The organism is Buttiauxella gaviniae, assembly GCF_040786275.1.
Taxonomy (GTDB): domain Bacteria; phylum Pseudomonadota; class Gammaproteobacteria; order Enterobacterales; family Enterobacteriaceae; genus Buttiauxella; species Buttiauxella gaviniae_A.
The window spans coordinates 4,266,270-4,281,066 of sequence record NZ_JBFMVT010000002.1; the positions used below are offsets into that span (position 1 = coordinate 4,266,270).

Annotated in this window: 5 protein-coding genes; 2 read left to right on the forward strand and 3 right to left on the reverse strand. The window is 50.2% G+C overall.

Annotated features, from left to right (window positions below; genetic code table 11):
* Window positions 1-75: 75 nt before the first annotated feature.
* Window positions 76-6,309, forward strand: a complete 6,234-nt coding sequence (locus AB1E22_RS20240; RefSeq protein ID WP_367597013.1) for an autotransporter outer membrane beta-barrel domain-containing protein — start codon at window positions 76-78, stop codon at window positions 6,307-6,309.
* Window positions 6,310-6,591: 282 nt separating this feature from the next.
* On the opposite strand, the gene AB1E22_RS20245 is transcribed toward AB1E22_RS20240, so the two are convergent.
* From AB1E22_RS20245 to AB1E22_RS20255, 3 genes are all read right to left on the reverse strand, one after another.
* Complete coding sequence (locus AB1E22_RS20245) at window positions 6,592-8,046, reverse strand: HlyD family type I secretion periplasmic adaptor subunit (protein WP_367597014.1); 1,455 nt, start codon at window positions 8,044-8,046, stop codon at window positions 6,592-6,594.
* The gene (locus tag AB1E22_RS20250; protein WP_367597015.1) at window positions 8,046-10,253 is read right to left on the reverse strand and encodes a type I secretion system permease/ATPase; all 2,208 of its coding nucleotides are present in this window, start codon (window positions 10,251-10,253) and stop codon (window positions 8,046-8,048) included. The genes AB1E22_RS20245 and AB1E22_RS20250 overlap by 1 nt, the downstream gene beginning before the upstream one ends.
* Window positions 10,254-10,382: 129 nt before the next feature.
* Window positions 10,383-11,006 carry a calcium-binding protein gene (locus tag AB1E22_RS20255; protein ID WP_367597016.1) on the reverse strand — a complete coding sequence of 208 codons (624 nt, stop codon included), beginning with the start codon at window positions 11,004-11,006 and terminating at the stop codon, window positions 10,383-10,385.
* Window positions 11,007-11,493: 487 nt separating this feature from the next.
* On the opposite strand from AB1E22_RS20255, the gene AB1E22_RS20260 reads away from it, so the two are divergent.
* Window positions 11,494-14,451 (forward strand): autotransporter family protein, encoded by a 2,958-nt coding sequence (locus AB1E22_RS20260; RefSeq protein ID WP_367597017.1) that lies wholly within the window; start codon window positions 11,494-11,496, stop codon window positions 14,449-14,451.
* Window positions 14,452-14,797 lie beyond the last annotated feature (346 nt).

A 14,797-nucleotide genomic window follows, 5' to 3' on the forward strand; every position in this document is an offset into this window, starting at 1 on the left:
ATTGCCAGTCATGTAAATCGATACACAGCCTTTAATTAACAAGACTCTTCGTCCGTTCTTGTTGAGGATTTTAAAATGGATAAATATAAAAAAACATCTTCGGCACTCAGAGTGCATCGCGCCAGACTCCCCATTATTCCGTTTTCTCTCAGTTTACTGACGCTTTCAATCAGCACCATTGTTAACCCGGCATTTGCCGGGGGAGATGGCGGCAACGGTGGATTTAACTCCTCTGAATATGGCTTTGCTGGCGATGCCGGGGACAGCACGACCGGTGTTGGGGGTAATGGTGGCGTAGGTTTTAAACATGGTGGTGGGTATAACAATGGGGGGGGAGCGGGACGTGTCATTTCAACAGCAACCACCATAACCACCTCAGTCACAGGCGGGGCTGGCGGTACCGGCTCTGATGGTGATGGTACCCGCGGCGCTAACGGCGGCGGCGGCGGTGGAACCGGTGTGGTGGCTAAAGGGGCCATCATCAATAAAAGTGTTATTACCGGTGGCGCGGGGGGAATGGGGGGAACCGGGCGCGGGGGCAGAACTGGCAGCGGCGGCGGTGGTGCAGGCGTCGTGACTAACTCCTCAGTAACCAACAGCGGCACGATAACAGGCGGCTCCAGTACCACCACCTGGAACGGCGGTGGCGGCGGTGGCGGGGCGGGTATTTATGTTTCAGGCAATACCGCACAGGTTAGCATCATCAACACCGGAACGATTAATGGAGGAAACGGAGGTAATAACCTGGCAACGCCTCAGGGTGGTAGAGGGGGTAACGGGGAAGGCGGTGCCGCAGGGGCTTCTCGTTCGGCCTATTCGGATGGGGGGATGGCTATTCGGGGTGGCAACCTGCTGATACAAAACGCCGGCGTTATTAATGCCGGGGCGGGTGGAGATGGCGCGCAAAACTATGCCATTTATTTTAATGGCGGCACAAACCAGCTCCTGCTTTCAACGGGAAGTGTCATTTCCGGCACGGTATATGGGGGTGGCAGTGACACCCTTTTATTACAAAATGCACTGGCAACAGCAGGAAGTGATACCACCGGCGGGGGCTCTCTTGATGGTTCGCAATACATAGGTATTGAACATTTAATTCTGAACAGCGGAACATGGACGCTAAGTAACACACTTTCCCTCAGTGATGCAATTTTAAACAACGGCTTGTTACTGTTAACCACCGGCACATCGTTAGGCGCGTCCGTGGTTAAAGCTCAGGGGGGCGGGCTTGGCGCTGCCTCAGATGGCATTACCATCAATAAAAATATCACGCTGTTGGTTAATCCGGATGCTTCTGGTGGAAACGGTCTGACGTTGGGTGGAACTCACGATTTTATATTAAGTGGTGTTCTGAGCGGTGCCGGGGATTTAAATCAGACCGGTAGCCATAAAACCACGCTGACCGGAATAAACACTTACACCGGGCAAACCACCGTGAATGGCGGAAGCCTGAATTTGTCAGGTAATGGCAGTATTGCTAACACCCGCCTGTTAAATATTAAAAGCGGAAGCGTTGATATTTCTGCTGTAAACACCGGCGCAAGCCTGGCTCGCCTGTCCGGCGACAGCACGGGTACTCTGGCTCTGGGAAGTAAAACCTTAACCTTAACGAATGCCCAGGATACGTTTGCGGGGAATATTACCGGGAGCGGAAATCTGACTATTGATGAGGGAAGCGAAACCTTCAGCGGAAACAGTTCAACGTTTAGCGGAACCACAACGGCCAATGATAGCGCGAGTGCCATTGTTACCGGGACGCTGGGGAGCAGTGCAAGCCAGGTCAATATTAATTCAGGTGGCCGGCTTGCGGGGACGGGAACCGTGGGGGGCAGCGTTGATATTGCTGATAATGGGATCCTTAACCCCGGTCTGGAAACAGCCACGTCTCCCGTAGGCACGCTCACCATTAAAAAGGATTTGAGTCTCTCTGATTTGAGCCAGCTTAATTATCAGTTTGGTAGCGCCTATACCCCTGGTGGGCAAAATAACGATTTGACCAATGTTAACGGTGACTTAACGCTCGACGGTGAGCTTAATGTGACCGTGACACCGGGGCAGAAATTTAACTATGGCGTCTACCGGATTTTCAATTATGACGGAACGTTAAATGACAACACGCTGGCCATCGCGAAGTTACCGGTTGGGTTTGATGCCGATGATTTTTATATTCAGACCAATATTAAGGGTCAGGTAAACCTGATTAACTCCACCGGAATTACATTGCGTTTCTGGGACGGTGATAACGGCACGCCTAACGACTCCGCTATCCAGGGGGGCGACGGAACATGGCGTGACAGCGTAACGGATCCCTGGACCATTGAGACCGGAAAACTTAACTCCTCCTGGAGTGATAAAAACTTTGCGGTATTTATGGGCACCGGTGGAACCGTCACCGTGGATAACACGGATGGCGATATTAATACCTCCGGGATGCAGTTCTATGTTGATGGATACACATTAGAGGATGGCACTCTGACCTTAACGCCGGTTGATGGCGATACCGATTCAATCATTCGGGTCGGGGATGGTTCAGAGCCAAGCTCCGGTTACATCGCGACGATAAACAGTATTCTTACCGGCGCCAGCGGCCTCTCGAAAGAGGGGTACGGCAAGCTCATTCTCGGGGGCGTGAATACCTATACGGGTGATACCACTATTGAGAGCGGCGTGCTGAGCGTCGCGCAAAGCAATAACCTTGGTGATGCCTCCGGAAAAGTGATTCTTGACGGCGGCACCCTGGAAACCCGCACCACGCTGAACCTTAACCGTGATATTTCTCTCACGGACGAAGGCGGTGCCCTTCAGACCGACACCGACACCACGTTGACTGACGATCGCGGGATTAGCGGAACGGGAGATTTGACCAAACTTGGTGACGGGACGCTGCGCTTAACGGGCAAAAACAGCTATACCGGTGCGACAAATATCAAAGGCGGCACCCTGAGTCTTTCGCAGGAGGGTTCGCTTACGGCCTCAAAACAGGTGGATTTGGAGAACGGCACCCTTGATATTTCGACCGCGAATCAGCCGGTAAGCCTGAAAGCGATGAGCGGAGACAGCACGTCAAATGTCACGCTGGGCGGCCAGACGTTAAAACTCACCAATGATAAAACGGGGAGTACTTTTGCCGGGGTGATAAGTGGCTCGGGCGATATTGAACTGAACGGCGTGAACGAAACTCTCAGTGGCGTTAACACTTACAGCGGAAACACCACCGTAACGGACGGATCATTACTGCTGTCTGGCGACGGAAGTCTCGCAGACTCTCAACTACTGACGCTGACCAACAGCCAGTTTGACGTGACGGGGATTAACACGGCAACCAGCATATCGGCGCTTGCCGGCGACAGTACCGCTGAAGTCTTACTCGGCAGCAAAGCACTCACCCTTACCGATGCACAAGGGGACTTCGGCGGAATCTTTACCGGTGACGACTCATCAAACCTGACGATTACATCCGGGGCGCAAACGCTCAGCGGAACCAGCGATCATTTCGAGGGTGACGTGACGGTTGAAAATAATGCGCAACTTTATATCAATGGCTCTTTTGGCAGCGCTCTGAGCCTTATTGAAACGCAGGCTAAGGGTGTCCTGGGTGGTTCGGGTACGGTTGGCGGCGATGTCATCATCGACGATGACGCAACCCTTTCACCGGGCAGCGCAGCAGGAAAACTGGGCACCCTGAATATTGCCGGGGCTTTGCAGCTTAACCAGAACAGCGTGCTGAACTACCAGTTTGGTGAAGCGAATGTTGCGGGGGGCGCGCTTAACTCGCTCACCAGTGTCGGTGGCGACCTGATGCTTGACGGGCAACTGAATGTCAGTGCCTCGCCTGGCGGGAAATTTTTACCCGGCGTCTACCGTCTGTTTAATTATCAGGGGGAGTTAACGGATAACACTCTCGAGGTCAACTCACTTCCGGCGGGTGTCAATCCGGCGGATATCTACGTGCAAACGGCGGTTAAAAATCAGGTTAACCTGATCAACAGCACGACCCGTAATCCACTGAATTTCTGGGAAGGTACCGATTCCGTCGCTAATGACGGAGTCATTTCTGGAGGGGATGGCACCTGGCGTGCCAGCCCCACGTCTGACTGGACCAATCAGTACGGGGCACCTAATGCTAACTGGGCGCAGCAGGGCTTTGCTGTTTTCTCAGCCGCACCGGGCAAAGTGAGCGTGGATAATGTAGATGGCGCCATCAATACCGACGGTATGCAGTTTGTGGTCGACGGCTACCAGTTAGAGGACGGAGAGTTAACGCTACAGAAAAACAGCCAGGCAGACGGGGCGATTATTCGCGTGGGCGACGGCACCACTGCCGGGGCAGTCATCACCGCGACTATCGCCAGCAAACTGACCGGCAATACCGCACTGGTTAAAGAAGATGCGGGCACGCTGATCCTCTCCGGGAATAATGATTATACCGGCGGCACCTATATCAATGGCGGGACGCTTTCTGTAGCCGGTGATGGCAATCTGGGTGAGTCAACCGGCGCGGTTAACCTCAATAACGGCACCCTCCGCGTGACCGATAATATGGTTACGCCGCGTGCCGTGGTGCTGAACAGTCTGAATGATGCGATTGAAGTTGATGCCGATAAGACCCTTACGTTGCAGCAGGGCCTCTCCGGTGCAGGATCGTTGACCAAACAGGGCGCAGGGGAATTGCAGCTTGAGCAGGCGAATACTTACGCAGGCAGCACGCTGATAGCCCAGGGAGTACTGAGCACGCAAAATGCCGGTATTCTGAATGCCTCCTCACCTTTAACCATTGCGCAAAATGCGGGGCTAAACCTGGCAGGGAACACCCAGCAAACCGGTACATTAACCAATGGGGGAACCCTTAATTTCGGTTCTCAGCCGGGAACGCAACTGGTTGTTAACGGTGATTATCAGGGAAACAACGGGCAACTGGTGATGAATGCAGCCCTGGCGGGCGATGACTCCCTGACCGATCAACTGAAAGTCAGCGGTAATACTTCCGGAAATACGCAACTGATTGTTACCAACCGGGCGGGATTAGGGGCACAGACCGTCAACGGCGTTAAAGTGGTGGAGGTGGGCGGTCGATCAGACGGGATTTTCACGTTAAAAAGCGACTATCAGTTCCGCGGGCAGGGAGCCGTAATCGTCGGGCCGTACTCGTATCAGCTCTATAAAAACGGGGTCAGCACGCCGCAGGACGGAGACTGGTACCTGCGCTCGCAGGTGACCAGCCCGGTGCCACCGGCTCCGCCTGCTTCTGTAGATACAACCGACTCAACCGGTTCGTATGGGGCTCCGCCGGCACCGACAGGTTCAGATGTGAGCTCTTCGTCTCAGGCGTTCCGCCCAATCTGGCAGCCGGGAGTCCCGCTTTACGAATCTTATCCGTCCGTACTGGCGCAGTTCAATCATCTCAGCACGCTAAAACAGCGGGTGGGGGGGCGCAACTGGTCGTCATCAGATACGCTGGAGAACGGCGTAGAACTCGGTAGCTGGGGCCGCATGGTCGGGAATAAAACCAAAGAAACCGCAACGTCTTCAGCCACCGACAGCACCCTGCGTACCAACAGTGTGATGTGGCAGGTCGGTGTGGATGGCGTGGTGCATGAAAATGCCAGTGGGACGCTGGTCGCGGGAGTGAATGCGCGCTATGGCAACGTTAACGCAGATATTAAATCCCTGTTCGGCAACGGCAGTATTGACAGCACCGGATATGGCCCGGGCGCCACATTAACCTGGTACGGGAATAACGGCTGGTATGTTGATAACCAGGCGCAGTTTAACTGGTACAGCTCATCGCTTTATTCAGACACCTTAAAACGCAGCATGACGGAAAATAACCATGCATATGGTTATGCGCTGAGTAGTGAAACAGGGAAACATATTCTTTTATCCGATAACTGGACGCTGACACCACAGGCTCAGGTGGTTTATTCCTGGGTTAATTTCCAGGATTTCACCGACCCGTATGGGACACACGTCACGGACGACAGCAACGGAAGTACACTGGTTCGCGTGGGCGTTTCGCCTGAATACCAGCGCGCCTGGTCAAAGGCAAATGAGACTTCGCATCTGCGTGTGTACGGCATTGCGAACCTGGAGAAAGCGTATTCCGCAGCCACGCAGATTGAGGTTTCAAATCTACCGATGACACGTCGCACCCAGACGTTGTGGCAGAGTCTGGGCGGCGGGGGGGAAGTGCAATTAGCCAACGGCAAATACCAGTTCTACGGGGAAGTGAGCGCTAAAACCGCGCTGGAAAACACGCCAGAGAAGAACTACGCGCTTAATGCCACGGCAGGATTTAAGATGAACTTCTGATTATCATTACATTCATCTTCCTGAACGAATGGCGCCGTTACTGATAACGGCGCCATTTTTATTTAGAGCTAAAATCGCGCTCCGTTTTATTTAACATCCCCCATTAAACTTCCGGTACTAAAAGTAATCATTCTGAAGGGGAGGGTAAACAAAGAGTGAAATCTGTTCCGGAATATAATTCAGAAGTGCACCTTAAATTTTATATTACGAAAAAAAGCCCCGCCAGAAACTGGCAGGGCAAGTCATACAAAGAGCAAAAGAAACTTATAACATGAGGGAGTATTAACGTTCGTGAAGCGAACTCGTTGCCATATCATAGACAGGCGAAATAAGGTAATCGATCAGGCGGCGCTTATCGGTTTTAATCTCGGCGGTGATCCCCATGCCCGGTACCAGATTAACTTTGCGGCCATCAATCATCATATGGTTATCATTGAGCTTAATGGTCAGGGGATATACCAGATTTTGCGTTGCCTGGCTGCCACCGCTGTTTTTCTGATTCGCCTGAGAAGCATGCGTCGGGTCCATCTGCGATTGCTGAGCGTCCATTGTCGGGATCGCATCCTGGGAAACTTTTACCACCGTGCCATCAAGCGTGCCGTACCGGGTGAAAGGGAAGGCATCGACTTTAATATCCACCTGCTGGCCTTCCCGGATAAAACCAATTTCCTGATTAGGGACATACGCAATAACTTCCATCGTGGTGCCTTCCGGTACCACACGCATCACTTCATTTCCGGAAGACACCACCTGACCAATGGTTGTCAGGCTTAATGCCGCGACGGTTCCGTTGATGGGGGCGCGCAATGTCATATGGTCAAGCTGCGCTTTCGCTTCAACGACTTTTTGGGTCAACGAAGAGACCTGGCGCTCGGCGGTGACCAGTTGCTGGAGATTATTAGCTACAAAGTCATCGCGTGTTTTAATAAACCCGGCCTCAAGGATCGCTTTATTTGACACCGTATCAGCCAGTTGCGACTGGGAGGAAACCAGATTCCCGCGCGCCTCTTTTACCGAAGACATCACCTGCAGCCAGTCATCCTGAGAAACAACCTGCTTTGCAACCAGCGCCTTTCGGATAGTCATACGTTGCGATAGCGTTTCAATCAGGCTTTGCTGGGAGGCAATGGTATTTCTGGCTGACGTTTCACGCGATGCGTTCTGGGCAATCTGCGCAAGAATATTCTGCAAATCTGAATTTAGTTTTGCCAGCTCCCCCTGCATAACCGTGGCTTCGCGCTGCTTAATACTGTCATCTGTGACGTCGGTGTCACTCCACACAATGGAGTCATTAACATTCACGCGCGGGTTGGCCAGAGTAATACCGGATACCAGCATGTTTTCTTTCTGGCGACGCAGCGTTTCCGCCTTATAGGAAGCGAGACTGGTGCTTGCATCAATAAACTGCGAGTTCACTTCACTGGTGTCCAGCGTGGCCAGAATTTGCCCCTTTTCAACCCAGTCACCGTTCTGCACCAGAATACGCTCAACCTTTCCGGTCACCAGCGACTCAACCACTTTAACGTTTCCCTGCGGCTGTACTTTTCCGCTTGAAGAGGCGATAACATCCAGTTTGCCAATAAATGACCAGACAAAAGCCAGAATAAATAAGGCAGCAATGGCATAGAGTAAACGGACGCCAACAGGCGAGGGCGGGGACTCCATGACTTCCAGAACCGAAGGTAAAAATTCACGATCGCTGGAAAAGTTTTTTGGCATCACATTGAACATTTTCATCAGGCCGTCTCCTCCGCAGCAGAACTGGTTTCCAGTTCGTCTTCATTAGCACTTTGTAAAGACCAGAGATGGGAATAGATCCCGCTATGCTGGAGTAATTCACTGTGCGTACCCTGTTCCATAATTTCGCCATTTGCCATGCTGATAATACGGTCGCAGTTGCGCACCGTTGACAGACGGTGGGCAATCATAATGACGGTGCGCCCTTTAATAATGTGTTTCATATTTCTGCGGATAATACTTTCGCTTTCATAATCCAGGGCACTGGTTGCTTCATCAAAAATGAGTATTGCCGGATTGGTGGCTAAAGCCCGCGCGATGGCAATACGCTGACGCTGGCCGCCGGATAAATTACCGCCGCGCTCTTCAACGATAGTGTCATAGCCTGCCGGCAGGCGGGAGATGAACTCATGTGCGCCTGCCAGATGAGCCGCCTGCATAACGGCTTGACGCGACATATTTGGGTTAGCGAAGGCAATGTTTTCATGTACGGTGCGGTTGAACAGAATATTTTCCTGTAACACCACGCCAATATTACGACGTAACCAGGCCGGGTCCGTATTCAGAATATCCACACCGTCGACGGTAATATTGCCTTCCGTCGGTAAGTACAGGCGCTGAATAAGTTTGGTGAGCGTGGATTTTCCTGAACCGGATGACCCGACAATGCCGACAACTTCGCCTGCTTTGATCTCCAGGTCGATATTTTTCAGAATCGCCGGGGTATTAGGTTTATAAGCAAAACTGACATCGTTAAAACGGATATTGCCTTTAATCTGGGAGAAAGCCCCGTGCTGTTGGGTAATAAATTCAGGCTGCTCGTTCAGAATATCGCCCAGGCGTTCAACGGAAACCTGAACCTGCTGGAAATCCTGCCACAACTGAGAGATCCGCAGTATCGGCTGCACAACCTGGCCTGAAATCATGTTGAAGGCAATCAGCTCCCCCACGCTCAGAGAACCATTGATAACGGCCCCTGCGCCAAAGAACAGGATCAGAACCGAGAACAGTTTGTTGACGAACAGAATCAGGTTCTGACCTACCGAGGTGAGCTGTGTGGCTTCAAACGACGCGTGAACATACGAAGCCAGTTTGTCATCCCACTGTTTACGGAACATCGGCTCGACGGCGGACGCTTTAACGGTCTGCGCCCCGACGACGGTTTCAACCAGAAACTGCTGGCTTGCAGCACCGGTGGTGAATTTATCATCTATTTTCTTCTTGATTGACGGGCGCATGGCGAAAGTAATCAGGAAATAGACCGGAATGCTGGCAAGTGTTATCAGGGCCAGGAACGGAGAGTAAAGGAACAAAACCGCTAAAAAGATCACGATGAAAAAGAGATCGATGACGGAAAACAGCGCCTGACCGGTAAAGAAGTTACGGATGTTCTCAAGCTCACGGATACGTGCGACGGTGTTGCCGGCACTGCGTGCTTCAAAATAACGCATCGGCAGGGCAAACAGATGATGGAAGAGGCGACGGCCCAGTTCAACATCAATCCGGTTGGCGGTATGCGCCAATACCCATGTGCGCAAATAGCGCATCACCACTTCAAAAAAGCCAATTACAAATAGCCCGATAGATAAGACAACCAGTGTCTCATAGCTTTTATGCACCAGAACTTTATCAATAATGACCTGGAAAAAGAGGGGCGTAATCAGGGCAAAAATCTGGATGAAAAAAGAGGCGACAATAACGTGAATTAAAGGCTTACGATAACGCCGCAGGGTGGGCATAAACCATGTCACAGAAAACCCTTCCGGGTTTTTACCTTTGCCCAGTAATTTCCGCTGCACCAGAATGATTTCGCCCTGAATCCGGGTCAGTAGTTCATCCATGGATAAAATGGAATTTGTACGCGAGGTTGTGTCGAACAGGCGAAACTGGTTTTGCTCATTCTTACCCGTCAGCACGTAATATTTCCCGTCATCCAGTTTCACAATGGCGGGAAGCGGGAGTTTCAGGAGACGTTTTTCATTATATTGAGAAATCACGCGCGCCTTCATATCAATCAGATGGGCGGCACGTAAAATATCTTTTGCTTCGGCATGGACGTCCGTGAGCACCAGGTCCCTTTTAATAAACTCAGGATTGGCCGGGACATGATAATAATGCGCAATGGAACATAAGCTGTAAATTCCACTGTCAATATTATCAGGCTGCGATGAAGCCTTCTGTGAAGAATGGTTTTCTTGTTTGCTCATAAGAAATTCTCAGATTGATTTTTTATTTTTATGAAAGGCTGAAATGACTCAGCCTTTATTTTATTAATAATGCGGGAGTACACTGACACGAACCTGCCCGTGCAGGTTCGGTTTCTGATGGAAATTAAGTTAAATAGCTTTGAAACTGAAATCTGAGGACGTCAACTGGGACTGGTTTTGCACCTGAATGGCATAATGGTCAGAAACCGCCAGTTGAATACCGGTTGTGCCATCGGCGTTATGCAATGCGGTCACACCTTTATCTTCAGTTGTCAGCAAGCCATCGTTGTTGGTGTCAAATTTACTGAAGCTCAGGGAGCGGTCGTACGATACAATATCGATGCTATCAATGCTGCTGAAGTCCTGAATGGCCATGATATTAGAACCTTTCATAGAACTGGACTCGAAGGCGTTAAGCACAAAATGGTCAGCACCGGTGCCGCCGTTCATGGTGTTAACGCCAACATAGCAATTGCCCGTGAACATGTAATCAATACCAGAACCACCATACATAGTATTATTGCCAGCATAACCTGCCATGCGATCATTGCCAGCACCACCAAACATCACATCATCGCCATCATAACCACGTAAAAGGTCATCTCCTGCATTGCCGTACATGGTGTCATTAGCGTTAGTTCCCTGAGTCAGGGTGTCGCCCAGCAAAGCATCGTTACCACCAACAGAATAGCCTTCTAAGTTATAATTAACTTTTGCGACTTTCTGGTTTGTTTTTAAAATAATCGTTTCCATTGTCTTTACCTTTTTCATTTGCAGTGTGTAGTTGTTTTTTATTCGGAGCAATCATCTCGCCGCCGATGGGATAAATTTAATCTTTCTTTTTTAACTGCGCAATATCAATTAAGAACCAAAAGCCAACATCAGAATCCCCCTACAAATATATTCTTTAAAAAATTATTTTTTGTAGGATTGGAAACCTAAAGGCCTTAAAAACAATGACTTAAAACCACTCGCCTCTATATTTGTAAGATTCATAATATTTATTTTGTAGTATTTTTCCTGCATTAATGAAGGGTAAGGATATTCTTACGATTATCTATTGCAGAGTTGTTAAATGTAGAGCTAATTTGAAAAGGAGACGTTGAATTGAAATAACTTATCTGTTCTTTTTGGATTAACTTAAATGAAAAATAAAAACATGACTCACAGCAAAAAATACAGCTATTTATCCAGAACTAAAATAAACGCCCTTGACCATTATTCCGTAGTCAGACCGGGTATGTTCGCAGTTCTTATGTTGGCGATGGTCGGTAGCGCCCATGCTGGTGGCCAGGGCGGCGCCGTTCTTACAGATAATCAGCCAACGAATGTGACGGGAGGTGCAGGCAACCCTGCTACAGGTGCAGGTGGTAATGGTGCGACCGGAAATAATGCAGCGCAAAATAGCGGTGGCCTCGCGGGGCAAACAAATAGCAGTGAAATTCCTACTGGTAATGCTCTTCAGGGGGAGGCGGGTCATTCAGCGACCGCACAGTCCGGCGGCGGCGGCGGTGGGGATGGCATCGCAACTTCAATATCGCTAACGAACAACGGCAGTGTTACCGGAGGCGCGGGCGGAGACAGCAGCTTCAGTTCGGGTGCGGGCGGCGGCGGCGCAGGTGTCAGCACCTCAAATAATATTGTTAACCACGGCAGTATCACAGGGGGGGCTGGCGGAAGTGCACTCAGCAACGCAATGGCTAATGGCGGCGCTGGCGGGGCCGGTATTTATATCACCCGAAACAGCAAAACGGTCACCATCGAGAACAGCGGCCGGATTCAGGGGGGTAACGGCGGGAAAAGTCATGCGACGCAGGCTTCTCCTTCCGGCGGCGATGGTGCAGGGGCAGAAAAGGGCGCTTCAGGCGGCCAGGACGCGCAAAGTGGCACGGGGATTATCGGTGCGGATCTGGAAATCCATAACAGCGGCGTGATCGGCTCCGGAAAGGATCAGGGAAATAGTACGGGCAATGCCATTACGTTTACCTCAGGGGTCAATAAGCTACAGCTGACTCCAGAGAGCCAAATAAACGGCGTTGTACAGGGCGGTGGAGAAGAAACCGTTATTCTGGACGGCTCCCCGACCGGCGCGTTCACCACTGGGCAAATTGATGGTGGGCAATACCAGGCCATAGAACATCTGCTTGTTCAGGGTGGAAACTGGCATCTTTCGGGTGAATTACCCCAGCAGGACACGACGCTCAGTGGCGGGGCTGTTGAAGTCGACTCTTCACAGGCGTTTGGTGACGGGATTATTTATGCGAAAGGTGGGAAGTTAAGTTCCAGCCAAAGTCTCAGCCTGGACAATAATATTGTCACTTCCCCGGGTACGCAGGGCTCAGGGCTGACGGTTGAAGGCGTTAACCCTCTGCAATTAAACGGTGATATCAGCGGAAGTGGTGGACTTACCCAGAATAGCCAAAGCACGCTGACGCTTGCCGGAAAGAATAGCTACTCGGGTGAAACAATTATCAATAAAGGTGTGCTCAGTGCAGGGGTGGCCAACACCCTGAGTTCCTCATCCAGTATGACCATTATGCCTGGTGCATCGCTGGCATTGAATAATCTGAACCAGCAAACCGGCAACCTGCTCAACAAGGGAGAGGTGGATTTTGGCGATAAGCCGGGCACCGTGCTCACCACGCAAAATTACCAGAGTGAAGGAGGCATTTTAAAACTCAATACCGTGCTGGCTGGGGACGATGCTCAGACAGATAAATTAGTTGTCAAGGGAGACACCGCAGGCACAACGACGCTTGAGATCCGCAATCGCGGTGGTGAAGGCGCACCGACACTCAATGGAATTAAAGTTATTGATGTCGCGGGTAAATCAGAGGGCGTATTTAACCTTAAAGGTGATTATCTCAGAGAAAATCAGCCGACATTAATTGCCGGAGCCTGGTCATATCAACTGTATAAAAATGGCGTGACATCACCTAATGACGGGAACTGGTACCTGCGTTCATCCACAACTTCAGCAAATACACAGGATGCTGACGAAACATCAACAACGCCATCAGATTCAGAGACGGTTGATTCGCAATCTGCTGACGCAGCAGGGGGGACTTCGCACACCACGGTACCAGAAACCGCACCAGATGGCGTTTCTGGTAACACGGTCACAAAAAATTCCCCGGGAGAGGTTCCAGTAGATGTTAAGCCAAGTCAGGCATCAGAAGACACGATGCCTGCTATTGATACTGAAATCGCAACCCCTACGAAGAAAGTAAAACCGGTCTGGCACCCGGCCGCTGCATTATATGAAAGTTATGCAGCCACGTTAGGGGCAATGAATCGGTTGCCCACTTTAAAAGAGCGTGTTGGTCATCGCGACCGGGGGCTACAGGGAACGGAAAATGCACCTGAAAAAACAGGCGTATGGTCAAATATTCAGGGTTCGTATGGGCGTAAAGGCTTTGATGATGCGACTGTCCCGGGGCACCTTACCTTCAATCAGCAAAAAGTACAGTTAGGTGCTGACTGGGAAATTAACAGCAACCAGGCGGGCCAGTTGATTGCAGGTATTTATGCACACTACCTCACTTTTGATGGCGATATTAAAGCGGATGCAGGCAACGGAAGTAACACCACAAAAGGATGGGGAGGCGGAACCACGCTGACCTGGTATGGCGAAAATGGGTTTTATGCCGATGGACAACTCCAGCTCACCCAATTCTCAACCACGTTGCATTCAGATACGCTGAAAAATAATGTTGTTTCTCACAATAAAGGGCGGGGGATTGCGGCAAGTCTTGAAGGCGGTCGAACAGTTGCCCTTAATAATAACTGGAGTATCACGCCGCAAGCGCAACTGGTTTACTCGACGGTTTCTTTTAACGACTTCACCGATCCTTATGGTTCAAAAATTAAGAGTGATGACAACCCCGACCTGACATTGCGAATTGGCGTTGAGCCGGGTTACCAGTACCAGTGGGATAAAGCCACTCGCCGGGTCAATCTTTACAGCATTATCGGCGTTAACTACAACTTCCTGGCAAATAATGAAACACAGCTCAGTGGCGTAACGTTAAAGCAGCATGATGAGAAAACCAGCGGTACATTCGGGCTGGGCGGGGAATATAGCTGGGGAGGGCAACAGTATGCGGTTTATAGCGAATTTACGGGAGACACCGCGTTGCATAAATTTGCGGACAGCTATGACATGCGAATGCTTGCTGGCCTGAAAATGAAATTCTAACCATTCAGGATGAATGGCAGGAATGCCATTCAAACGTGCAGTGTTAAGCATCTTTAATGTAATAGGGGGGTAGAGCAGTGATCTCACTTTTTATTCATCAAAAAGCTCGAATGCATTATGAATAGCCAAAATATTAGCTGCATTAACGCATCGATATAGTGAATTTTTTTATTTATTTAAAAGCCTCTGATGACCGTTGATTTTTTGTTCTTTTGGCAATTAAAAATACATTAAAAGAACATGATTTTTAGAGGTTTAAAGTTGACAAGAAAGAGTTTAAGTATTAATTTTCATTTGAAACAACAATGAAACATAAATAATACAAGGGATTTACAATCATCATTTA